General features: G+C 63.4%; 21 protein-coding genes and 1 riboswitch. Of the genes, 9 read left to right on the top strand and 12 right to left on the bottom strand.

The window, feature by feature from the left end; translation table 11 throughout:
* Positions 1 to 20: 20 nt before the first annotated feature.
* The 3 genes from ACFQ95_RS12415 to ACFQ95_RS12405 all read right to left on the bottom strand — a co-directional run bounded on the left by ACFQ95_RS12415 (position 21) and on the right by ACFQ95_RS12405 (position 2,523).
* Positions 21 to 344, bottom strand: a complete 324-nt coding sequence (locus tag ACFQ95_RS12415) for a BTH_I0359 family protein (RefSeq protein WP_422831336.1) — start codon at positions 342 to 344, stop codon at positions 21 to 23.
* Between the two features lie 206 nt (positions 345 to 550).
* On the bottom strand, positions 551 to 1,714 hold the full coding sequence (locus ACFQ95_RS12410; protein WP_422831334.1) for a DUF3108 domain-containing protein: 1,164 nt from the start codon (positions 1,712 to 1,714) through the stop codon (positions 551 to 553).
* The gene (locus ACFQ95_RS12405) at positions 1,711 to 2,523 is read right to left on the bottom strand and encodes an IclR family transcriptional regulator (RefSeq protein ID WP_422831333.1); all 813 of its coding nucleotides are present in this window, start codon (positions 2,521 to 2,523) and stop codon (positions 1,711 to 1,713) included. The genes ACFQ95_RS12410 and ACFQ95_RS12405 overlap by 4 nt, the downstream gene beginning before the upstream one ends.
* A 134-nt stretch (positions 2,524 to 2,657) precedes the next feature.
* Here ACFQ95_RS12405 and ACFQ95_RS12400 point away from each other — a divergent pair, with 134 nt between their 5' ends.
* Both ACFQ95_RS12400 and ACFQ95_RS12395 read left to right on the top strand, forming a co-directional pair.
* Positions 2,658 to 3,665, top strand: coding sequence for a fumarylacetoacetate hydrolase family protein (locus ACFQ95_RS12400; RefSeq protein WP_422831331.1), 1,008 nt, complete (start codon positions 2,658 to 2,660; stop codon positions 3,663 to 3,665).
* Between the two features lie 47 nt (positions 3,666 to 3,712).
* On the top strand, positions 3,713 to 4,690 hold the full coding sequence (locus tag ACFQ95_RS12395; protein WP_422831330.1) for a Bug family tripartite tricarboxylate transporter substrate binding protein: 978 nt from the start codon (positions 3,713 to 3,715) through the stop codon (positions 4,688 to 4,690).
* A 76-nt stretch (positions 4,691 to 4,766) separates the two neighbouring features.
* Here ACFQ95_RS12395 and ACFQ95_RS12390 read toward each other — a convergent pair whose 3' ends face one another.
* Together ACFQ95_RS12390 and ACFQ95_RS12385 are read right to left on the bottom strand one after the other, a co-directional pair.
* Positions 4,767 to 5,366 (bottom strand): MarC family protein, encoded by a 600-nt coding sequence (locus tag ACFQ95_RS12390; protein ID WP_422831329.1) that lies wholly within the window; start codon positions 5,364 to 5,366, stop codon positions 4,767 to 4,769.
* 22 nt (positions 5,367 to 5,388) lie between these two features.
* A complete protein-coding gene (locus ACFQ95_RS12385; protein WP_422831327.1) occupies positions 5,389 to 5,802 on the bottom strand; it encodes a VOC family protein in 414 nt (137 codons plus the stop codon).
* A gap of 116 nt (positions 5,803 to 5,918) precedes the next feature.
* Here ACFQ95_RS12385 and ACFQ95_RS12380 point away from each other — a divergent pair, with 116 nt between their 5' ends.
* The 5 genes from ACFQ95_RS12380 (at position 5,919) to ACFQ95_RS12360 (ending at position 9,829) form a co-directional block, all read left to right on the top strand.
* Positions 5,919 to 6,299, top strand: coding sequence for a DUF2946 domain-containing protein (locus tag ACFQ95_RS12380; protein ID WP_422831325.1), 381 nt, complete (start codon positions 5,919 to 5,921; stop codon positions 6,297 to 6,299).
* Between the two features lie 122 nt (positions 6,300 to 6,421).
* Complete coding sequence (locus ACFQ95_RS12375) at positions 6,422 to 6,976, top strand: YcnI family protein (protein WP_422831323.1); 555 nt, start codon at positions 6,422 to 6,424, stop codon at positions 6,974 to 6,976.
* Between the two features lie 36 nt (positions 6,977 to 7,012).
* Positions 7,013 to 7,495, top strand: a complete 483-nt coding sequence (locus ACFQ95_RS12370) for a copper chaperone PCu(A)C (RefSeq protein ID WP_422831322.1) — start codon at positions 7,013 to 7,015, stop codon at positions 7,493 to 7,495.
* Between the two features lie 105 nt (positions 7,496 to 7,600).
* Complete coding sequence (locus ACFQ95_RS12365) at positions 7,601 to 8,509, top strand: PhaM family polyhydroxyalkanoate granule multifunctional regulatory protein (protein ID WP_422831321.1); 909 nt, start codon at positions 7,601 to 7,603, stop codon at positions 8,507 to 8,509.
* A 63-nt stretch (positions 8,510 to 8,572) separates the two neighbouring features.
* A complete protein-coding gene (locus ACFQ95_RS12360; RefSeq protein ID WP_422831319.1) occupies positions 8,573 to 9,829 on the top strand; it encodes an FIST signal transduction protein in 1,257 nt (418 codons plus the stop codon).
* Between the two features lie 186 nt (positions 9,830 to 10,015).
* On the opposite strand, the gene ACFQ95_RS12355 is transcribed toward ACFQ95_RS12360, so the two are convergent.
* The 7 genes from ACFQ95_RS12355 to ACFQ95_RS12325 all read right to left on the bottom strand — a co-directional run bounded on the left by ACFQ95_RS12355 (position 10,016) and on the right by ACFQ95_RS12325 (position 19,100).
* On the bottom strand, positions 10,016 to 11,326 hold the full coding sequence (locus ACFQ95_RS12355; protein ID WP_422831317.1) for a D-amino acid dehydrogenase: 1,311 nt from the start codon (positions 11,324 to 11,326) through the stop codon (positions 10,016 to 10,018).
* Between the two features lie 86 nt (positions 11,327 to 11,412).
* A riboswitch (glycine riboswitch) is annotated at positions 11,413 to 11,533 on the bottom strand.
* A 163-nt stretch (positions 11,534 to 11,696) separates the two neighbouring features.
* Entirely contained in the window at positions 11,697 to 12,428 is a 732-nt protein-coding gene (locus tag ACFQ95_RS12350; RefSeq protein ID WP_422831315.1) for a helix-turn-helix domain-containing protein, read from the bottom strand.
* A 95-nt stretch (positions 12,429 to 12,523) separates the two neighbouring features.
* Positions 12,524 to 14,245 (bottom strand): phosphoethanolamine transferase, encoded by a 1,722-nt coding sequence (locus ACFQ95_RS12345; protein ID WP_422831314.1) that lies wholly within the window; start codon positions 14,243 to 14,245, stop codon positions 12,524 to 12,526.
* Complete coding sequence (locus tag ACFQ95_RS12340; RefSeq protein ID WP_422831313.1) at positions 14,242 to 14,994, bottom strand: phosphatase PAP2 family protein; 753 nt, start codon at positions 14,992 to 14,994, stop codon at positions 14,242 to 14,244. Before ACFQ95_RS12340 ends, ACFQ95_RS12345 begins: the two co-directional genes overlap by 4 nt.
* Positions 14,995 to 15,141: 147 nt before the next feature.
* Positions 15,142 to 16,467: a sensor histidine kinase gene (locus tag ACFQ95_RS12335; RefSeq protein ID WP_422831312.1), complete on the bottom strand. Its 1,326-nt coding sequence runs from the start codon at positions 16,465 to 16,467 to the stop codon at positions 15,142 to 15,144.
* Complete coding sequence (locus ACFQ95_RS12330) at positions 16,464 to 17,195, bottom strand: response regulator transcription factor (RefSeq protein ID WP_422831311.1); 732 nt, start codon at positions 17,193 to 17,195, stop codon at positions 16,464 to 16,466. The genes ACFQ95_RS12335 and ACFQ95_RS12330 overlap by 4 nt, the downstream gene beginning before the upstream one ends.
* Before the next feature lie 132 nt (positions 17,196 to 17,327).
* The gene (locus ACFQ95_RS12325; protein ID WP_422831309.1) at positions 17,328 to 19,100 is read right to left on the bottom strand and encodes a hypothetical protein; all 1,773 of its coding nucleotides are present in this window, start codon (positions 19,098 to 19,100) and stop codon (positions 17,328 to 17,330) included.
* Positions 19,101 to 19,258: 158 nt separating this feature from the next.
* On the opposite strand from ACFQ95_RS12325, the gene ACFQ95_RS12320 reads away from it, so the two are divergent.
* Together ACFQ95_RS12320 and ACFQ95_RS12315 are read left to right on the top strand one after the other, a co-directional pair.
* Positions 19,259 to 20,257 (top strand): helix-turn-helix transcriptional regulator, encoded by a 999-nt coding sequence (locus ACFQ95_RS12320; protein WP_422831308.1) that lies wholly within the window; start codon positions 19,259 to 19,261, stop codon positions 20,255 to 20,257.
* Positions 20,258 to 20,448: 191 nt separating this feature from the next.
* Positions 20,449 to 22,374, top strand: coding sequence for an MFS transporter (locus ACFQ95_RS12315; protein WP_422831306.1), 1,926 nt, complete (start codon positions 20,449 to 20,451; stop codon positions 22,372 to 22,374).
* The last annotated feature ends 4 nt before the right edge of the window (positions 22,375 to 22,378 follow it).

The following is a 22,378-nucleotide window of genomic DNA, read 5'->3' as shown; positions in this document are numbered from 1 at the left end:
GGCGCTGTGACTTTTGTGGCTTAGTGCACGACTACAGGGTTTTGCGCCAGTTCGGCATAACGTTCCAGCGTGTCTTCGACTTCTTCCTGCGAAGGGGTGTTCAACTGCCAGGCCGAAATATGCTGCTGGAACAGCTCGGCCCAGGAACCATCAAGGTAAACCTCTTTGCCCGAGCGTTTGTCGACAATCTCAAAACCATGGCGCTCCATGTACGGAGCCGTGGCGCGCCCGGGGGCGATGGGGCGGCCGGTGCTCATGTGTTGGATGTCGGCCGCTTCGCCGTCAACGGCGTTGGGCTGCATGTGCACAACTGCAAAAGATTCCGAGTCGTAGAGGGTGTTCATGGCGGCTCCTTTCAGATGTGGTGAAGGCCTGTCCAAGATACTCCCGCCAAGGCGTGAATGTATTGAACTGTGGCCAAAAAGCTGCGTTTATTCGCAATTTGTGCGACTTTTATGACGCTACAGGCGGTTCATGTCCGCGATGTACCTCACTTTGGTGCTGCCGGCCGAATTTCAAGGCGGTTCTGCGCCGAACTTCGGGCTGGATTTCAGTTGGCTTCTATCTCCAGCATGCGCTGGTCGACATAGTCGCCATTCGCCTGGGTGATCTTCAGCCGTACCGGCAGGTACTGCTGCGAGGGTGAGAACCACACCTCCACCGTCTGGTCAAACTCTTTGCGTGGGTTGCGGCTGACCTTGAGGGTGTCGATCTGGCCGTTGGGCAGCGACAGGGTTTCGGGGCCGTTCACCGTGAACAGCCAGACCTCGGCGTCGCGCGGCCCAATGATTTGCATGGAGATGGTGGTGGCCGGCGGGTAGTTGGCCGATGCGCCGGCAAACATCGCAGACAACTGCATCAACAGGCTCATGCGGTCTTGTGCGCCGCTGAGCAATGGCGCCTCGGGTGTGTTGGCGCTGAAGATCACGCGGCCCTTGTCGCGCTCGAAATGTGCCGCCAGCTCTTTGCGCCAGTTGTCCGAGAAACGTCTGGGCGCCAGGCCTTCGGGTGTGATGTCGCCCTCGCTGCTCCAGGTGCGTGAGCCGATGAGGAAGGCGCTGACGGTGTTTTTGAGTGTGTAGTGGCTGCCATCGTGTTGCCAGAGCACCTCGGAGCGCGCGCGGTAGGTGAGTTTCTTGGCTTCGCCGAACACGTCATATTTGATGCGCAAGGAGCCGGGGATGTTGACCGGCCCGAGCGCCGTGTTGCGGTTTTTCGGTGGATGCTGCGGCGGCGCTTCCAATGCAGCGGTTTGGGCGGCTTCTGCAGCCGAGGCCGCCGCCTGTGCCGCAGACGCGGCGGATTCGGCTGCGCTGGCGAGCGCAAGCGGGCCGGCGGCGCTGGGGTCGGTGGCCTCTGCGACGGCCGTGGCCGCCGTGGCGCTGTCACTTTCTGCGGCGGGTGTTGGGCTTGGGTCTTCCATCACCGGTGCCGGCTTTAGCGGTGCCGGGCGTGGTTTGGGTTTTGGCTTGGGCTTGGGTATCGGGGCAACGGCAACCGGCGCGGGCGCGGCGACGGGTGGCGGGGGTGTCAGCGTGCGTGTGCTGAAGGCGCGTGTCGCATTCGGCGCCAATGCCAGCGACGGCATGGGCAGGACACGCAGAATGAAAAAATGCACCAACAGCACCAGGACCAGCAGTAATAGCAATGGCCGCATCGGCAGGCCGATCCAGCCGTAACGCGAACCTTGGGCGGCGGCGGCTTCTTTTTTCAAGCCTTGTAACCCAGATCGTGTGAGAGTTGGGTTGCGGCTGCACACAGTGGGGCGTGGATGGCGCCGCCCCAGGCTACGTCAAAGTCGCTCAACGCACCGAGTGCGACCAGCCCCAATGCGAGGTGGCCGTTGGCATCGAAGATAGGCGCGCAAAAGCCGCCAATGCCGGGTAGCAAATCACCCACCACCCGTCCCGCGCCATGTGTGCGTACTTCGGCCAGCAGGGTTTGCAGGTCGGCCTGGTTGGTGGGCAAGGGGGTGTTGCGGCCCATTTTCTGGGCGCGCGCCAATTCGTGCGCCAGCAGCGGCGCCACCGCTTCTTGCGAAACATAGGCCGCGAAACAGCGGCCGGTGGCCGACGACAGCAGCGGCATCACATCACCCAGCCGCAGATTCACCGTGACCGATTCCGGCGACTCCTGCCAATGCACGATGGTGGGCCCATGGTTGCCCCAGACCGCCAGCGCCAGCGTATGGCCGATCTCTGCCGTCAGTTGGACTATGCGCTCGCGTGCCAGTTGCACCGCGTCCAGCCTTGAGAGCGCCGCCAAACCCAGCCGCAGGCTGGCGGGGCCCAGGTCGTAGCGGTTGTCCCGGGCGTCTTGGATGACCAAGCCCATGCGCTGGAAACTCACCAGGTAGCGGTGTGCTTTGGCCGCACTCATCTGGGCGCTGCTGGCCAGATCGCGCAGCATCAGCGGGCCACGCGCCTGGGCCATCACCTCCAGCAGCGTAAAACCTACCTCTACCGATTGAATGCCCGCACGGGCCTTCTCGGAGCCGTCGCCCTCGTCAATTTCCACTTGCACTAGAATTCCTGTAATTTCGTTTAGTAGAATAAATTTAACTATTCGTAATTTATCTGACATGCGGCGAAGCGACACAGCGCCACAATGGCAACATCATCTGACCTTAGACAGCGACTGATCGGAGACTGATTCCCATGAAACTTGCAACCTACAAAGACGGCTCGCGTGATGGCCAACTCGTGGTGGTTTCGCGTGACCTGAGCACGGCCCATTATGCGACTGGCATCGCCCACCGGATGCAGCAAGTGCTGGACGACTGGGGCTTCATCAGTCCGCAGTTGCAGGACCTGTACGACGCGCTGAACCAGGGCAAAGCACGCCACGCCTTCCCGTTCGACCCCAAGCAATGTATGGCCCCGCTGCCGCGCGCCTACCAGTGGGCCGATGGCTCGGCCTACATCAACCATGTGGAACTGGTGCGCCAGGCGCGCAACGCCGAAGTGCCCGCCACGTTCTACACCGATCCGTTGATGTACCAGGGCGGCAGCGACGATTTCATCGGCCCCATGGACCCGGTGGTGGTGCCGAATGAAGCCATGGGCATAGACTTTGAAGCCGAGATCGCCGTGGTGACCGGCGACGTGGCCATGGGTTCCACACCTGAGCAGGCGCTCGACGCCATCCGCCTGGTGATGCTGGTCAACGATGTGAGCCTGCGCAACCTGATTCCGGCCGAGTTGGCCAAGGGTTTTGGCTTCTTCCAAAGCAAGCCCGCCACGGCCTTCAGCCCGGTGGCTGTGACCTTGGATGAACTCGGCGATGCCTGGCAACAAGGCCGCCTGCACCTGCCCTTGCAAAGCACCTGGAATGGCCGCAAGGTCGGCAACTGCGATGCGGGCCCCGAGATGACCTTCCACTTCGGTCAGTTGGTGGCGCACATCTGCAAGACACGCAACGTGCGTGCGGGCAGCATCGTTGGTTCGGGCACGGTCAGCAACAAGGGGGTGGAAGTCAAAGGCAAGATGCAATGGCCCAAGGGTTATAGCTGCATCGCCGAAAAGCGCTGCATTGAAACCATTCAAGATGGCCAGCCCAGCACCGAGTTCATGAAGTTTGGTGACAGCATCAAGATCGAAATGAAGACCGCCGATGGTCAAAGCCTGTTTGGTGCCATAGACCAGGAAATCACCGCCCCCGTGTGATCCGCCGCCGCTGCGGTGGGCTTAAAAACATAACCAGGAGACAACACATGCAACGTCGCACCCTTTTGACCACCTTTGCGGCCTCGGCCGCCGGTATGGCCGCACCTTGGGCACGCGCCCAAAACGAATACCCGAGCCAGGCCATTCGCTGGATCGTGCCCTACCCCGCAGGTGGCGGCACGGATGTGTTGGCGCGCGCGGTGGCCGAAGCCATGCGCGCCTCCGTGGGCCAGCCGTTGCTGGTGGACAACCGTCCCGGCGCCTCGACCAACATAGGCGCGCAAGTGGTGGCCACGGCCAAGCCCGATGGTTACACCGTGATGTCCGCCGACAACGCCTTGCTGGCCTATAACGAACACCTGTTCAACCGCCTGCCGTTCAACCCCGACAGCAGCTTTACCTACATCGGCGGCATCAGCCGGTTTCCGTTGGCGCTGGTGGTGAACCCGGACTTCGATGTCAAAACCGTCAAGGATTTCATCGCCTATGCCAAGGCCAAGCCCGGCGACCTGAACTACGCCTCGCCCGGCAATGGTTCGCCGCACCACCTGGCGATGGAAATGTTCAAGGCGCGCACCGGCACCTTCATCACACACATCCCTTACCGCGGCGCGGCACCCGCCATGCAAGATGTGATGGGTGGCCAGGTGCGTTGTATGTTCCTCGACCTGGCCGCCGGTCTGCCCATCATCAAGAGCGGCAAGGTGCGTGTGTTGGCGATTGGCTCGGCCAAACGTGTGCCGCAGTTGCCAAATGTGCCCACCCTGGCCGAAGCCGGTGTGGCCAACTCCGAAGTTTTTGCCTTCCAGGGCCTGCTTGGCCCGGCCGCCATGCCTGCGCCCCTGGTCGCCAAGCTGAATGGCGAACTCAACAAGGCCTTGGCCAATGCCGAAGTGCAAAAGCGCATGAGCGACTTTGGCATGGAGTCGCTGAGCGGCACACCTGAGCAGTTCCACAGCTTTGCACGCAGCGAAGCCAAGCGCTGGGGCCCGATCATTCAGACCACGGGTGTGAAGCTCGACTGACGCTGCTGACCGCCCAGCAAAAAGCCCCTGCCGGTGTTGCCGTGCAGGGGCTTTTTTTGAGGACTGTCGACGAAGTTCAGTGCGGCATTTCGGCCGCCAGCATCTTCACGCCGCGGATCAGCATTTCCACCGACACGGCCACCAGCACCAGGCCCATCAGCCGCTCGAAGGCGGTGACCACACGTTCTCCCAGCACGCGCTGTATGCGCTCGGCCAACAGCAGCACCACGGCGCATACCGCCATGGTCACGCTGAGTGCGGCCACCCATTCAAGGCGCCGCTCGGGCGCCTGGGCTACCAGCAGCAGCACCGTGGCCAGGGCCGAAGGGCCGGCCAGCATGGGAATGGCCAGCGGCACAATCAGCGGCTCCACGCTGGACTCAGCGTCCGCCTGCTCGGGGTGCGGAAAAATCATGCGCAAGGCAATCAAGAACAACACCACACCGCCGCCAATCTGCAGTGACAGCTGGCTCAGGCCCATGACGCGCAAGAACCTGTCGCCCATGAACATGAAGGCCAGCAGCAGCATGAAGGCGATCAACACCTCGCGCAGGATCACGCGTGCCCGGCGCTCTTGCGGCACGTTGCGCAGGGCGTTGGCAAACACCGGAATATTGCCCAGCGGATCGGTGATCAGCAGCAACAGAATGGTGGCGGAGGCGAAGGTGTAGCCCATGGGCGTTCAGCCGCGAAGAAGCCTACTTGGCGTACAAGGCGTCAAGCGAGCGAAACCCTTTGATCTCCAGCGGGTTGCCGAAGGGATCGCAGAAGAACATGGTCCATTGTTCACCCGGCTCGCCTTCAAAACGCACCTGGGGCTTGAGCACAAACTCGGTGCCGGCGGCCTGCAAGCGCGCGGCCATAGCCTGCCAGTCGGGCAGTGCCAGCACTAGGCCGAAATGCGGCATGGGCACGAGGTGCTCACCCACACGCCCGGTGCGGGTGGTGGCAAACGGTTCGCCCAGGTGCAGCGAAATCTGGTGGCTGAAGAAGTCGAAGTCGACCCAGGTGTCGGTGCTGCGCCCTTCGGTGCAGCCCAGAACGGCGCCGTAGAACTGGCGCGCCACGTCTAGATCGCGGACGTGGAAAGCGAAGTGAAAGAGGCTTTGCATGCGGCGAGCTTAGTGCATTTAACGGCAAGATTCTGCGGCAAGGCTTGCTGGGCTGATCCCCTCTGTGCGTCGGGTGCATGCCCGGCCCGGAGCCAGCCGCTGGGCATAATGCGCGCATGCCACAACACACAGCCGTCCACCAGATCGCTCGCCGCATGGCGCGCTGGGTGTGTTGCTGGTGGCTGCTGGCTCTGGGTGTGGCGATGGCCTCACCCATGGTGCGTCCACAGGCCATGGAGTTGGTGTGCAGCAGCGCCGGTGTGGTCAAACTGGTGCAGAAGGCGGGAGACGCTGAGGACAGTGCAGCTCCGCGGCTGGCCGGCCACACGCTGGACTGCCCGCTGTGTATGGCGTCCGGCGCACCTCCGCCAGTGCTTTCAGGCGAGCCCTTGGCACCGCCGCCGTGGCTGCGCCACGTGTTGCATGGCCAGGCTTCAGCGCCCTGGGTTGCCACGGCGGCTGCGCCATTGCCGGCGCGTGGTCCGCCGCAGGTCTGACGTTACTGATTGCTCTCCCGGCTGGTGTCGCATCTTGTGCTGTGGCCAGGCCGGGCCGACTTGTCTGAACGTCAGACACCACTGCGCCATCGTGGCGCAACGCCATTCCGACCCTATTGACCATGAAAAATTCTTTGAGCACTCTTAAATTTATAGCTATTGCCGCAGCCGCCATGAGCGCAGGCCAAGCTTTTGCGCACGTCAGTCTGGCCGAGCCAGCGGCGCTGGCCAACGGTGGCTACAAAGCTGTCTTCAACGTTGGCCACGGCTGTGACGGTGCCGCCACCACGGCATTGCGTGTGCAGTTGCCGGCTGGCTTCAGCGGCGCACGGCCCATGCCCAAGGCCGGCTGGACGGTTCAGGTACGGCGTGCGCCCCTGGCCCAGCCCGTCACCAGCCACGGCAAAACCGTGACCGACGACGTGGCCGAAATCACCTGGACCGCCGCCTCACCCGCGAATGCCTTGCCCGATGCCTACTTCGACGAGTTTGTGCTGCGCGGCAGTCTTGGCGACAAGGCCGGGCCGATGTGGTTCAAGGTGCTGCAGACCTGTGACAGCGTGGCCGTGGATTGGGCGCAGGTGCCCGCCACCGGCACCTCCACCAAGGGCCTGGCGCGCCCCGCCGTGCTGCTGGACGTCATTCCGTCCGAAGCCGCCGGCGGGCACCAACACTGATACGGCCCAACACTGCAACCACTTCAGACTCACACCATGACCAAAATCTCCCTCAAACTTTTTGCCGCAACCCTGGCCCTGGCCAGCGGCCCGCTGTTTGCGCAAGCCATCCAGGTGCAGGACGCCTGGGTGCGTACCACCGTGCAGGGCCAAAAAGGCACCGGCGGGTTCATGAAGATCACCGCCAAGGAAGGCGCTCGCCTGGTGGGCGTCAGCACTCCCGTGGCCGGTGTGGCCGAAGTGCACGAAATGAAAATGGAGGGTGACGTCATGCGTATGCGCGCAGTGCCGGTGCTGGACCTGCCGGCCGGTGCCACGGTGGAACTCAAGCCCGGTGGTTACCACTTGATGCTGCAGGACCTGAAGACCGCTTTGCCCAAGGACACCACGGTGCCCCTGACCCTGACGTTTGAAGACGCCAAGGGTGTGCGCAGCACCCTGGCCTTGAAGGTGCCGGTGGCCGTGACGGCGCCGGGGGCTGCCCCAGGTGCAACACCCGCTGCAGCACACAAGCACTGAGCAGCGCCTTCCAAGCGGCGCTCATTGGAGTAAGCTGGTATCGCCACGCGCGGCGTTTTGCGCCGCTGGCGCTGGCACCAGCCCGCAACCGATGATGGAGACACCATGAGCAGCACCCCCGGTTTTGATTTCAGCAAATTTGTACCCGGCTTCGACTTCCTGCAAAACCTGGCCGAGCAGGCCACGCAGAAGTCGCCCAAGATGCCCAACCTGGGCCATTGGGTGGCGCCCACCATCAATGTCGAAGAGCTGGAAAAACGCATTGAAGAATTGAAGGCCGTGCAGTTCTGGCTCGACCAGAACGCCGCTGCCCTGAAGGCCACCATCCAGGCGCTGGAGGTGCAGAAAATGACCCTGGCCACGCTGCGTGGCATGAACTTCAGCATGGGTGACCTGGCCGATGCGTTCAAGATCAAGACACCGGTGGCCGAGCCCCCGGCACCTGCGCCCGCCGCAGCGTCAGCCCCGAGTGCCAGCAGCATGGCCAGCGCGTTCGAGCAAATGCAAAAAGCGGCCGCCGCCGCCAGCGCCAAATTTGCCGCGCCGCCAGAGCCTGAGGCAGCGCCCCCTGCAGCCGAACCCGAGTCCTCCGCGGCCGCTGCGCCTGCAGCAGCAGCGGCCAGCGCTGGCAGCAAACCGGCCGGGGTGATTGATCCGCTGCATTGGTGGAACGCCCTGGCCACGCAGTTCCAGCAAATTGCCGCCAGCGCCGTGAGCGAGTCGGCCTTGCAGAAAGCCGTGGACGACAGCAGCCAGATGGCCGCGAGTTTTGCCAAGGAAGCGATGAAGAGCGCCGAGGTCTTGAGCCAAGGTGTCAAAGCCGCCGCCAGGGCAGGCAAGCCAGTAGCCAGGTCAGCCCCAAGGTCGACCGGCAAAGCCGCAGCATCCGGTGTTAAACCTGCTGCAAAATCTGCTGCAGGTGCCGTGCGTCAACCCGCTGCCAAGGCGGCTGGCAAGACGGCCGCCAAACCCGCCAAAAAGGGCGCTGCACCGGCGAGGAAGCGGGCGCGCTGAAGCAGTTGTAGGTTTTGGCCCAAGCTCCGCCCCTTTTGCATCTGCCCGCCCGAGGAGCTCCATATGAAATTGTTTCCCTACGGCCACGCCACCCACCCCGACTGGCGCATGGCCGCCGGCCTGGTGCTGGCGCAATTACGCGCCCACATGGCGTTGCCCGACTACGTCAGCGCGCCCACGCTGGGCCTGCTCTACATCACCGATGCCTACGCCAACGCGGCGCAGGACATACTGGACCACATCAGCGGTGAACTGCCCGAGGTGGTGGACTGGTCGGGCTGTGTGGGTGTAGGTGTGGCGGCGCAAAACGTCGAGTATTTCGACGAGCCCGCCATCAGCGTCATGCTCTGCGGCATACCCTCGAACCAATACCGTGTGTTCTCGGGTGTGGCGCCTTTGGGCATGGCGTTTGAAGCACACACCGCGCTGGTGCATGCCGATGCCAGCACGCCCGATGTGGTGGAACTGATTGCCGAAATGGCGGCGCGCACCGACACCGGTTATGTGTTCGGCGGCCTGGCCTCGGGCCGCGCACGCGCCGTGCAATTTGCCGTGGGCGGCAACGGCAACATCAAAGGCCATGGCGCGGCCGGTGGTGTGTTTGTTGGCGGCCTGAGTGGCGTGGCGTTTGCCGAAGGCGTGAGCCTGATCTCGCGTGTGACCCAGGGGGCGCATCCCGTGGGGCCGGTGCGGGTGGTCACCGAAGTCGATGGCAATGTGCTGGTGGCGCTAGACGGCGAGCCCGCGCTCGACGTGTTGCTGCGCGACCTCAAGGTTTCGCTGGATGAGCCGCAAATCGCCTTGGCTGCCGTGCGCGCCACCCTGGTGGGCCTGAGCGAGGCCGGCACCGACACCGATGCCGTGGGCCGTAGCGGCCACTTTGGCAGCGACGTGCTGGTGCGCCACATCATAGGCCTGGACCCGGGCCGCAAAGGGGTGGCGATTGCCGACCGCGCCAGCGTGGGCATGCGCATGGCCTTTTGCCAACGCAACCGCGCCGCGGCCAAGGCCGACCTGGTGCGCATCTGCGCCGAAATCCGCGAAGAGCTGGAGCCCGAGGAGCAAACCGTGGAGGTGGCTTCCGCGCTGGCGGCGTCCGAGGCCGAATCGGCGCCACACCCGGCGCGGCGCATCGCGGGCGCCATCTACGTCAGTTGCGCCGGCCGTGGCGGCCCGCACTTCGGCGCCCCCAGCGCCGAACTGCAGATCGTGCGCCGCGCACTCGGTGACGTGCCCTTGGTGGGCTTTTTTGCGGGTGGCGAAATCGCCCGTCATCATCTTTACGGCTACACCGGGGTGTTGACGGTTTTCACCGATTAGCTGGGGGAACACCCCCAGTCTGCGCGCACGGCGTGTCGCTGCGCCTTCCCCCTTGCAGGGGGGAGGGCTTGGAACACCCCTAGTCTTCGCGCACTACGTGTCGCTACGCCAACCCCCTTGCAGGGGGCAACACCTGTGGCCTGGCAAAGCCAGTTCCACGGTGTTTGCCTGGGCGGTCCATAGCGTTTATGACGTGGCGGGGCGAATGCTGCGTGTGCGGCGTTCGTCGGCCAAACCGGTGAACGCAAAGTCCACCTCCGGCACCAGGCCGCTGATGATGCGTGCCACGGATTTGCCCGAGCCGCAGGCGTGGGTCCAGCCCAGGGTGCCATGGCCGGTGTTCAGGAACAGATTGGCGACCTTGGTCTTGCCAATCATGGGCACGTTGCTCGGGGTGGCCGGGCGCAAGCCGGTCCAGAACTGGGCTTGGCTGGTGTCGCCCGCGCCGGGAAAGAGTTGCTCCACACGTTTCACAATGGCTTCGCAGCGCACGCTGTTTAGGTCGCGGTTGTAGCCGTTGAATTCGGCCGTGCCTGCGATGCGCATGACATCCCGGTCAGCCGAGGTGTAGCGCGAAAACACGAGTTTGAACTCGTCGTCGGTCAGGCTGACCTCGTGCGCCATGGCAGCGTCTTTGACCGGCATGGTGACCGAGTAACCCTTGGCCGGGTAGATAGGCAAGTGAATGCCCAGCGGAGCGGCGATCAGCGGGCTCAGGCTGCCCATGGCCAGCACCACGCTGTCGCCTTGAATGCGCTCAAACCGGCCCTCCCGGTTGGTCACCTCCACATGGTCGATGCGGCCGCCCACCATGGGCAAAGCGGTGACGGTGTGGCCCATCAGGAACTTCACGCCGTTGCTGGCGCAGCGTTGCGCCAGGGCGCGGGTGAACTGGTTGGCATCGCCCGATTCGTCTTCACGCGTGTAGGTGGCGCCTGCCAGTTGCGGCCGGATGTGGCGCAGCGCGGGCTCCAGGCGCACGGCCTCGTCCGCCGAGACCACTTGCCGGTCGCAGCCCAGGGCGCGCATCTGCTCGGCCGGTGCCAGGGCGGCATCGAACTCTTTGGCCGAGGTGTAGAAATGCAGAATGCCCTGGGTGCGTTCGTCGTAGGCCAGGCCGATGTCGCGGCGCAAGCCTTGCAACACGCTTCGGCTGTAGCTGCCCAGGCGCACGATTTGTTCGATGTTGTGGCGCGTGCGCGCCGGTGTGCATTCGCGCAGGAATTGCAGGCCCCACAGCCATTGCCGCATGTCGGCCCGCAGGCGAAACAGCAGCGGCGCATCTTCGCGGCCCAGCCATTGCAAAAGCTTCAGCGGCGCGCCGGGGTTGGCCCAGGGTTCGGCATGGCTGACCGAGATTTGCCCGCCGTTGGCGAAGCTGGTTTCAGCGCCGGGCGTGGCCTGGCGGTCGAGCACGGTCACGTCGTGGCCGAGTTGGTTGAGGAAATAAGCCGAGCTGACGCCGAGCAAGCCGGCGCCGAGAACAGTCACGCGCATGGTGAGAACCTTTTAGCGGTTGTGCGCTTGAGGGACGAGCGTGAGCGGCTATAAAAAAGTAGCAACCCAGGCCGACGCCTCAAGTTGCCGCTCCCCCTGTCCTTGGTACCTGAGAGATTCACTCCCGGCACGCGCTGGGGGTTTGCTCCTTCGGTGCACCACGGCTTGGGCGGGTTGCCCGCGTGGTGTCTCTTCAGACGGCTTTTTCAATGAATGCAGTACGGGACCTGAGCGTTCATGGGAGTTTGCGCCTTCGGTGGAGGGGCGGCTTGCCCCTCACTCTCCTGCGGGGGCGATTGTAGGCACAGCTGTGTGGCTTTGTGAAGCGGTTTTCCGCCCAGCAGCGGCAGTGCTGGCCTGTAGCGGGCTGTTATCGGCGCAGCGCCGCAAACGCGGCGAACTCCCAACTGCGCATGGCCAGCAGCAGGGTGTAACCCTCGCGTTCACTGGTCGGCAGTTTCTGGTCAGCCAAATGCTGTTGGGCAAAGTCCTGGGCCACGCGCTGCAGGCGCTCCATGAAGGCGGGCGCGAGGCTGCGGCTGACCTCGCCGTGCACCAGCAGCAGGCCTTCGCCCGGACCGTCGAAACCGCCGGCGTAGTAGTCGAGCAGCACCTCGTCGCGAAAAAATTCCATCACCGGGCCATGGGCGCGCCAGCGGAAAGTTTTTGCCAGCTTGAGCCGGTAACGGTTCAGCGGGCGCAGTTCAATGATGCCTATGCGGTCGAGCTGCGCCAGACACACAATGGCCTCGGCCTGGCTGATGCGGTAGGCGCTGGTGATTTGTTCCAGCGTCCATTGGCTGAGCACGCAGATGGCCACCAGCAGCAGTTTTTTGTTTGCCACCACCGCGCGTTCCTGGGCCTGCGTGAGTTCGGCGAGCAGCGGTTGGTTGTCGGCCACCTTGCGCGCCAGCTCGGCGAAGTCCAGCTTCAGGGCCCGGCAGATCGCATCGACCCGCGACAGCGACATTTCGCCCTTGGCCAACATGCGTTTGACACTTGACTCGGCCATGCCCATGGCACGCGCCAGGTCGGCGTAGGTCATTTGGGCGTGTTTGAGTTCTTTCTTCAGGGCGGTGACGAGGTCGGCGGTGGTGCTCATGGCGTGCGGGATGGAGGTGCGAACGTAGAGGGCCTACTTTATAGTGCCCAGCTTCGCGGACGATCTAAGGCAAGCCCCAGGCGCCGTTTATTCGTTCACACGCCTGTCCTGGGCTCCCGGCATCTGCTGATCAGATCGCGCTCGGCGATGTAGTTGGACGTCTCCACCCCCATCAAGCCCATGATGGAATGGTAGAGATGGTCGTGGTGTGCGGGCTGCTGGGCGCGTGCGCGCAGGCAACTGGCGTCAAGACCGTTCCAGCCGCTGGCGCCAGTGCCGCCAAACCACCAGACCATGGGCACGGTGTATTGCTCTTTGGGCGCAATGGCCAAGGGCATGCCGTGCAGGTACAGGCCTTTTTCACCCAGGGATTCACCGTGGTCGGACGCATACACCAGACCTACGTCAAACTTGTTCTGCTGTTTTTGCAGCAGCGTAATGGTGGAGGCGAGCAAATGGTCGGTGTAGAGAATGGCGTTGTCATACGCGTTGGTGATTTCTTCGCGGCTGCAGTCGCGCAGTTCCAGCTTGTTGCATTCGGGCTTGAAACGTGCGAACTCTGCCGGGTAACGCTTAGAGTACGCCGGGCCGTGGTTGCCCAGTTGGTGCAGCACCACCACGGTGTCGCGGCCTGCGGCGTTGCTGGTGCTGTCTTGCTCTATGACCCGCTGCAAACCCTGCACCAGCGCGCCGTCAAAACAATGGCCATCGGGGCACAGTGCCGGGTCGGTGCCTGCGGTCACGTCATGAAACTCCACACCTGTGCAGACACCCTTGCAGCCGCTTTGGTTGTCCAGCCACACCACCCGCATGCCCGAGCGCGCCAGCAGTTGGATCAGCGACTCGCTGCCGCGGATCCGCGCTTCGTCGTAGTTGGCCCGGCCGTAGGACGAAAACATGCAGGGCAAGGACACCTCGGTGGACGTGCCGCAGGAGGTGGTCTGCGGGAAATTGATGATGGGCAGCGCCGAGAGTTCCGGGTTGGTCGTGCGTTCGTAGCCGTTCAACGAGAAGTTCATGGAGCGCGCGGTTTCGCCGACCATCACCACCAGCAAACGGGGCTTGCGTCCGGCCGCTGTGGCACCGGCGGCCATGTGAATAGGGGCCAAGGGTTCCACCACGCGGCGGGCATCTTGAATATCGGCGCTCACCGCACGCGCGGTGGAGTACAACACGTTGCCGGGTGTGATGGTGTAGCGCACCTCTTTTTGGTTGCGCATGGTTGACGAGAAGTCTTGAAAGCCCAGCAGCAGCGCGGCGACCGTGACCAGCAACACACCAGCCACGCTGAGTGCCCGCACCAGCAAGGCCTTGCGCCAGGGGATGCTGCGCAACGGAACGCGCCACAGCAGCGCCGAGGCGGCAATACCGATACCGATGTTGATGAACAGCGAGGCCGTCATCAGCTCGGACGCCTCGTGGGTGTCGGTCTTCAAGGCATTGCGCAGCATCGATGGGTCGAGCACAACACCGTACTGCTGCATCATGTGCTGCGCCACCAGGCTGCTTACAATCAGCAAGGCCAGGAGCGGCCGCACCGTGACACGTGTGGCCAGCAGCAGCACCGGCACGGCGTGCAGCCCGAGCAGAATCACGATGCTGGTGAGCAGGAAGCGCCAGGTGTTGATGTCGAGGAACAGACGGCCTTCGAGGGTGGCGCGCCAAAAGGGCAGGTTGGCCAGGGCGACCAGCAGGGCCACCACGGCCAGTACCAGGGCCTCTGTCGACCAGACGGTCTTTTCCTGGGGTGGTGCGGGCAAGGCGGATGCCTGCGCCGAGCCGACAGGGCGGCGGTGTTTCAAAACGAGATCGATCATGAAGCGCTCCGAGGTGCGCCCATGGACGCAGTCAGTTTTGGTCGGTGTGAGGGGGCCAGCAGCAGCGGGCTAAAGACCAGGGCCGCCAACCAGAGGTCGACGGACGCAGCCCATAGGTTGTGGCTCATGAAATGCGCACCTTGGGCGACACGCAACAGGCTGAACAGGGCGCCAACGCCCAGGCCCAGCCACAAGCCCAGGCGACGCAGCCTGGGGCGCTGAAGAGACTGCCCGGCAAAAGCGATGGCCACCAGCGAAAAACCGCCGGAGGCGTGGCCACCGGGGAAACAGCGCCCAGCTTCTAGACGCGGCACAAACCACTCCGCGCTGTAGTTGGCGGCACCGCCGAACTCTTTCAGGCTCCACGGGCAGGCATGGGTGTTGATGTCCTTGAGCAGGGTGACGACGCTGGGGCCCAGGCCCATGGCCAGCACCAGTGTCCAGAGCAAACGGCGGTGTGTCTTCAGCGGCGACAGCCACGGCGCGGCGGCTGCCGCCGCCAGCAGCAGCAACCAGACCACGAGCACCAGCGACTTGCCCAGGCGGTGCCCGAGGAGTTCGGCCCAGCCATTGGTGTCCAGCCAAAACTGCTGGGTCTGAGCGTCGTAGAAATAGGCGCTGATGCGGTCATCCAGTCCTGAACTGCGCAACAACACCGCCAGCCCAGCCAGCAACAGTGGCAGGACCAGGCCGACTTTGACAAAAAAGGCCTGGTCGGGTGACCACGGAGCCCAGCGTACGGATGACATGAGAACAAGACTTCAAAAGTGAAGTCCCGAGCGTAGAGACAGGGCTGTGATGACCCCGTCGAAAACGCGTCAAAGTTTCGTCAAAGTGCGGCTGATCAGAGCCTGTTCACCATCTATTGCGGCCCTCAATAGATGGTGAACAGGTTGTTAGAAAGAAAGGCGGAATTGTGTGCCTTTGGGGTGTGCGTCGCCCACCGTCAAACGCCAGCCATTGGCCTCGGCCACTTGGCGCGCGATGGCCAGGCCCAGGCCGCGTTCGTACTCGTTGCTGCTGTCTGCAGGCCTGGGTTCAGAGGTGTCGGCGAGGCGCCCCCGGTAGTAGCGCTCAAACACAAAGGGCATGTCTTGCGCGGGGATGCCGGGACCGTTGTCCGACACCAGAATCTGTCCGTCCTCAAAACGCACCAGCAGGATGGCGGGTGCGGCGTGTTCGGCCGCATTGCGGAAAAGATTGCGCAAAATGGCCATCAGCGCCTGCCGGTCGACCAGCGCACAAGCCTGCGCGTCGACTTCGTTGGACAGGGTCAGCGCACGTGCGGTGGGCAGCTCGCCCAGGCTGGCCCAGGCGTCGGCCACACAAACCGATAACGGAACGTTTTCAACCGAGGCGTTGCGCCCGGTCTGGAGTGAATGCATGGATTCCAGCGCACCGGCAATTGCGTCGACCGTGGACATGGCGCGTTGCAGGCGCGGGCCAAATGCCGCGTCGCTGCCTGGGGGCGCCGCCGGGCCGGGGCGGCGCTGGTCCAGCATCTGAAGCATCTCCAGGTCGGTGCGCAATGCCGCCAGCGGTGTGCGAATTTCGTGGTGTATGTCGGCGAAGCGCTCGCGCTCACGCGCCAGCCCATGTTCCCAACGCACCTGCACACGTTCAAAAGCATCCAGCACACGCTGCTCCTCGTCCTGGGCGGAGATGGCGCCGGGCTCGGAGGCGGGGGCCCAATGGTCGAGCAGCTGCGCCACTTTTTCCAGCGGCGCGATCAACAGCCCGGCCAGATAGTGCGCAATCCAGGCCGCCAAAACGATGACCACCAAGGCCAGCAAAAACACATGCAGGGCGAACAACTGCACCTTGTCTTCGTTGCGCGCTGCGTTGTAGCGCACAAACAGGTGGCCACCGGCCACGGGCATGATCATGATGTGGTATTCGCCGCCTTCGGCGCTGTCGATGTGCGGGCCGCTGGGCAGCTTTTCCAGCGATTTGGGCAAGGGCGCGGGGATAGCCCGTCCATCGGGGCCCACCCACCACGCCTGGTAGTCGTCCGGCAGCAGGGTGTGGATGTCGTCGTCGAGGATATCGGTGCCGTCCTGTGTGACGCGGCTTGCCAGGCGGCGGGTTTCCGCCAGCACCAGATCGTCGACGAGATCGTCTTCCTGGTCGTGCATGGACAAAACGGCCAAGCTGCCTTGAATCGCCGTGAACAGCGCCACCAACGCCACCATGGCCAGCATCACGCGGCGCCGCAGGGTCATGCTGCGTCCTCCGCCTGCAAGCGCCAGCCAAGGCCGTGGCGGGTTTCCACACCGGCAAATCCGGCCTGGCTGAGGGCTCTCCTGAGCAAATGGATCTGGCTGCGCAAGGCATCGCTGTCGGGTGCTCCGCCGGGCCAGAGTTGGGCTTCGATTTCGGCGCGTGATACCACCCGGCCAGGGTCGCGCATCAGGACTTCCAGGATTTGCAATCCGCGCGGCGACAGGTGTACCGGCTGATCGCCGACGAAGGCCTGTTGCGCGCGCCGGTCCAGTTTGAGGCGTCCGGCGCTCAGCGGCGCGGCCACCACGCTGCCAACCGTGCGGCGGTGTAGCGCGCGCACCCGCAGTACGAGTTCGGCCAGTGAAAACGGTTTCACCAGATAGTCGTCTGCGCCGGCTTCGAAACACGCCTGTTTGCTGGAGATGGCCTCGCGCGCCGTCAGGATCAGAATCGGCAGCGTCAGCCCCAGGTGATGCCGCACCTGCTGCAACACCTGCAGGCCGTCCATGCGCGGCAGTCCCAGATCCAGCACCAGCACATCAAATGTTTGCTGCCCCAGTTGCACCAGCGCGGCTTTGCCGTCATAGGCAATGTCGACACCGAAGCCTTGCGCTTCCAGGTACTCCACCACGTTTAAGGCGATGGTCTGTTCGTCTTCCACCACCAGAACGTGGCAGCTCAGATCGGTGCGGGATGTGGTGGCCAAGGGCGGTTGGTGGGGTGACATGGGGTGAGTCTAGCGACAAGTGCGTGCTTGCACAGGGGCCGGTTCTCGTGTCGTCCAGCGGTTTGTCGAGCCGATAAAAAACGCCCGGTGCACCTGAGGCGCCCGGGCGTTTGTCAGCGTAAGGCGTTCGCCTTACTGGTCAACACTGATCTGGAATGCGTCCTGGCTTGGCACAGACTGCACCGAGAAACCCATGCCGCGCAGATTCAGACTGGTGCGTTCGCGCACCGTTTGGGAGACGCCAGCCACGCTGGTGGGCGTAGCGGCGGCACGGAAGTTGTAGCCGGCGCGTGGGGTGTTCAGCACCACCGTTTGCTCGTAGGTGTCGGAGCTACCGGCGGCCACGAGCACCCGGCGGGTCACGCTGCTGGTGGCCGTGTCGACGGCGGTGACGGTGTAGCCGGTATCAGCGGCCATGGTGGCTGCGACCAAGGTGTTGCTGGTGCGTACCGACCAGTTGCCCACCCCCACCGAGTTGACGGCAGGCAGGCTCAGCGTGCGTTTTTGTGTCCAGGTGGAGATGCTGCCGTCACCGGCAACTTCCACCAGCATCAGGTCGCCGTTGCCTGCGCGGTAGGCGAAGGCGCGGTCGGTCCAGGTGTCGTTGCCGTCTTTGCCCGCGATGTTGAAGCCACCGTCGCTGTGTGTGCTGAAGTTGATGGTGGCGGTTTCGTTGGTGCAGGTGGCCGAGCTGTTGGCGCCGTTGCAGTGGTTGATGTCGCTCAGGGCGCCGCTGCTGTTCACCGTGGCGGTGAAGATGTCGGTGGCATAGGCCGTGCCCGCATCGTTGAGCTCAAAACCCAGGCCGTTCCAGGTGCCAGCCAGTTCCGCCACGCTAATGGTCTGCTTGGGGATGGCAAAGCTCAGGCGGTACACGCCGTTTTTCAGCACGCGCGCCATCAGCACGCCGGCTTGAGACACCACCACGTCGCTCACGCCATCGGCAGCGAGGTAGCGGCAACTGGTGTTGCTTGCGCTGAGTACGCTGGAGCTGCCCACCAGGTTGGTCATGGTTTTGCTGGCGGCGTCATAACTACCGCTGGTGACTTGGTTGGCGATGGTGACTGGGTTGCCGCTGGTGCCCAGCGTGGGGGAGAAAACCCAAAAGTCTCCGCTGCGTAGAGCAGTGCAATTGCTGTCAGCAGCCTTCAACAGCAGCGAGGCTGGCAGGCTGGCTGCGCCGTTGCTGGCGTTGACCGTGGGGCTGGCGGCTGGCGAGGCGGCGGCTACCGTGGTGGTGAGCGTGGCCAGCGTGGTGCCGCTGGCGGCGAGCTGGGCCTTCAGCGCGTCCAGCACCACGTCGTAGGCGTTGCCGCTGCTGGTGGTGGTGGCCGGCACCAGGGCGCCGGTCAACAGGTTGGTCAACGCGGTGACGTTTAAGCCGGCGTTGCTCAGCGTGGTCAACACGGCGGTTTCGGCGGTGCTGATGTTGGCTGCGGTGACGCTGCTGGCGGTGGTGCTGAAGTTGGTGAAGAAGGTGGCTGGGTCGGTGCCCGCCAGGCTGGCCACGAGCAACTGCGTCAGCGGCGTGATGTTCGCCACCTGTGCAGTGCTGGCCGTGGTGCTGGGGGTGGTTACCGAATAAAGCGTGGTGGCGCCGTCGCTGCTCACGGCCTTGAGTACGCAGGGCAGGGTGATGTCGCTCAGGTCTTTGCTGTAGCTGCCATTGGCCGCCGTGGTGGCGCTGCCGGAACCGCTGGCGCAGCTGATGCTGACTGTGGCGCCAGCCATGGCGGCGCCCGTGGCGGCGGTGCCGCTGAACGTGGTGGTGACGGTTGGCGTCACAGGAGCCGGGGCGGGCGAAGAGCTGCTGCCACCGCCACCACCGCAGGCACTCAGCCCGAGTAGTGTTGCGGAGGCGATAGCGAAGCTGAGCTTGGTCCGAATGGGCGTCTGTTGCATCATCGAGAGTCCTTCTTTGGCATGCGTTTTAGTTGTCTTTTCACCACGCATTCCCCGGCTCAGGTTGATGACGGGCGTGCAGAATGCGTGTGAAGGGGAAGTATCAAGATTGATACAAAATGTCACAATGGTGCAATTGCACTATGGATCAGCGGGACAAGATGTTTAATGACCGGAGCGCACCGGAAGACTTCAGTACCTTGTTGTTGAGGCTTTATCGACTGGCGCAGGAGTTGCCTATTCAGCAGTTCCAGGATGCCGCTCTGGCGCAAATCAAGTTGCTGTTGCCGTTCGACTCGTCAATGTGGGGCACAGGCACCGTGACCTCCCAGGGCATAGACATCCACTCCGTGCATCTGCACGAAAAGTCGCCAGAGATGCTGGTCGCCTATGAACCGGTGAAACACCTGGACACCGCCACATTCCGCCTGGCGGGCAAAACCAATACGGTTGTGGCGATCAATGCTGAACAGGAGTACGGCGGGCGGGCCAGCAAGGACCAGGCGGACATGCGCGAGTTTCTGCGGCGCTTCCAACATGAAAACATGCTCATCGTGGCGGACAGCCATCCGCGCACCCGGTTTGCCCATTGGGTCAGTCTTTATCGGGCCGACCCAGACGCGCATTGCACTCCCGATGAAAGCCGGCTGTTGCAGCTGCTGGCCCCCCACGTGATGCAGGCACTGGCGCTGAACCGCGTGATGCATCTAGAGCAGTTGGACGCTGTCGACAAAGCCATGTCGCCCTACGGCTCGGCGATTGCCGATGCCCGCGGCGTGCTCTACCACGCCGACCCGGCATTTCGGGGGTTGGCCGAGGCCGAATGGAGCGACTGGCACGGCCCCGAATTGCCGCAGGTGCTGCTGGCCGCCATGGCTGGCGGCCAGGCTCGCTACCTGGGGCGTACCCTGGTCGTGCGTCACTGGGTCGAGCAGGGTCTGATCTTCCTCAAGGCAAGAGCGCGCTGCCTGGCCGACCAACTCACCGCGCGTGAGCACACCATCGCCAGCCTGATCGCCAAGGGGCAAAGCCACAAAGAAATCGCCCAGACCTTGGAGCGTTCGCCGGCGACAGTGCGCAACCAGATCCAGGTGATTTACGACAAGCTGCAGGTCAGCAGCATTGCCGCGCTGATCGAGACCTTGCGCCAGGCCGCCTAGCTGGCGGGGTATCGCCAGGCGATACCCCGGGTGTTGCCATGTCGGCGCAGCCAGTTCTTTGGCGCGGCACAGGCGCTGCTCGTTAATCTCGCGTCAACGTGGGTGGTAGAAGCCTTCACATTACTCGCGTTTTAATAGCTGCATACGCCAGAATGGCGGGCGCTAAAGGCTTATTCAATATAGAAGACATCATGCATCACGACACCCGCCCATCAGCAGAGGTACCGGCCAACGAGCATCCGAGCCAGTTTGCGCTGCTCAAACAACGCCGTTTTGCGCCGTTCTTTTGGACGCAGTTCTCGGGTGCGGCCAACGACAACCTGTTCAAGTTTGCCTTCACCGTGATGGTGACCTACCACTTGAGCGTGGCGTGGTTGCCGCCAGCACAGGCCGGGCTGGTGATTGGTGCCTTGTTCATCTTGCCGTTCCTGCTGTTCTCGGCCACGTCCGGCCAACTGTCGGACAAGTGGGAGAAGACCCGCATGATCCATCTGGTGAAGAACATCGAGGTGGCCATCATGGCACTGGCGGCCTGGGGCTTCATCGCCGCCAACGTGCCCATCTTGTTGCTCTGCACGTTCTTGATGGGCGTGCACTCCACCTTGTTTGGTCCAGTGAAGTTCGCCTACCTGCCGCAAGTTTTGTCCGACCGTGAACTCACCGGTGGCAACGGCATGGTCGAGATGGGCACGTTCGTGGCGATCCTGCTGGGCAACGTGGTCGGGGGCTTGCTGGTGGCCGAGCCGGGTGTGGGGCCGCAACACGTGGCCATCGCCTGTGTGCTGCTGGCGCTGCTGGGGCGCGCGGTGGCGCAGTTCATTCCGCGCCTGCCGGCCACCGACCCGGGCCTGCGCATCAACTGGAACCCTTTCACCGAGACCTGGCGCAACCTGAAGCTGGCACGCGGCAACCTGGTGGTGTTCCGGTCGCTGCTGGGCATCAGCTGGATGTGGTTTTTTGGCGCGGTGTTTCTGAGCCAGTTCCCGAGTTTTGCGAAAGAGGTCCTGCATGGTGATGAGCATGTCGCCTCCTTGCTGTTGGTGGTGTTTTCCGTCGGCATTGGCATTGGGTCGCTGCTGTGTGAAGTGCTGAGCCGCCGGCACGTAGAAATTGGCTTGGTGCCGCTGGGCGCGATTGGCATGAGTGTGTTTGCCATCGACCTGTACTTTGCCTCGCGTGGCCTGCCACCCGCCAATGCCTTGGGTGTGGGCGCCTTCCTGGCCCAGCCCGCGCACTGGCGTGTGATCGCCGATCTGCTGCTGCTGAGCCTGTTTGCCGGCCTGTACAGCGTGCCCATGTATGCGTTGATCCAGCTGCGCAGCCAGCCGACCCACCGCGCGCGCATCATTGCGGCCAACAACATCTTGAATGCCTTGTTCATGATTGCCAGTTCCCTCATCGCCGGCGCCATGTTGGGCGCGGGGGCCAGCATTCCGCAAATCTTCCTGGCCGTGGGTATTGCCAACGCGCTGGTGGCGAGCTTCATCTTCCTGCTGGTGCCCGAGTATTTGCTGCGTTTTGTGGCCTGGTTGTTGTCGCACGTGGTCTACCGCTTCAAGGTGCGCGGCGACGAAAACATTCCCACCCACGGTGCGGCCATCCTGGTTTGCAACCATGTGAGTTTTGTCGATGCGGTGTTGCTTATGGCGGCGAGCCCCCGGCCCATCGTGTTTTTGATGGACCATCGCATCTTCAAGGCGCCGGTGCTGGGCTGGTTGTTCCGTCTGGCCAAGGCGATTCCTATCGCGCCGCGCGCCGAAGACCCGGTGGCCTACGAGGCCGCATTTGCCAAGGCGCGTGAGGTGCTGGCCGACGATGGCCTGCTAGGCATCTTTCCCGAAGGCAGCATCACCAAAGATGGCTACTTGCAGGAGTTCAAGGGTGGCATCATGAAGATTCTGGAAGGTGCGCCATCAGGCGTGTCATGGCCGGTGATCCCCATGGCGCTGACCGATCTTTGGGGCTCGTATTTCAGCCGCATTGAAAAAGACGGCGCCATGGTGCGGCCGTTCCGCCGGGGGATGTTCAACCGCGTGGGCTTGAACGTGGGCGCCGCGTTGCCCGCCAGCGAAGTTCAACCCGAGGTGCTGCGTGCCAAAGTGGCTGCACTGAGTTAAGAAA

The organism is Variovorax sp. HJSM1_2 (assembly GCF_049316285.1).
Taxonomy (GTDB): domain Bacteria; phylum Pseudomonadota; class Gammaproteobacteria; order Burkholderiales; family Burkholderiaceae_C; genus Rhodoferax_B.
This window is presented reverse-complemented; position numbering and strand designations above follow the sequence as displayed.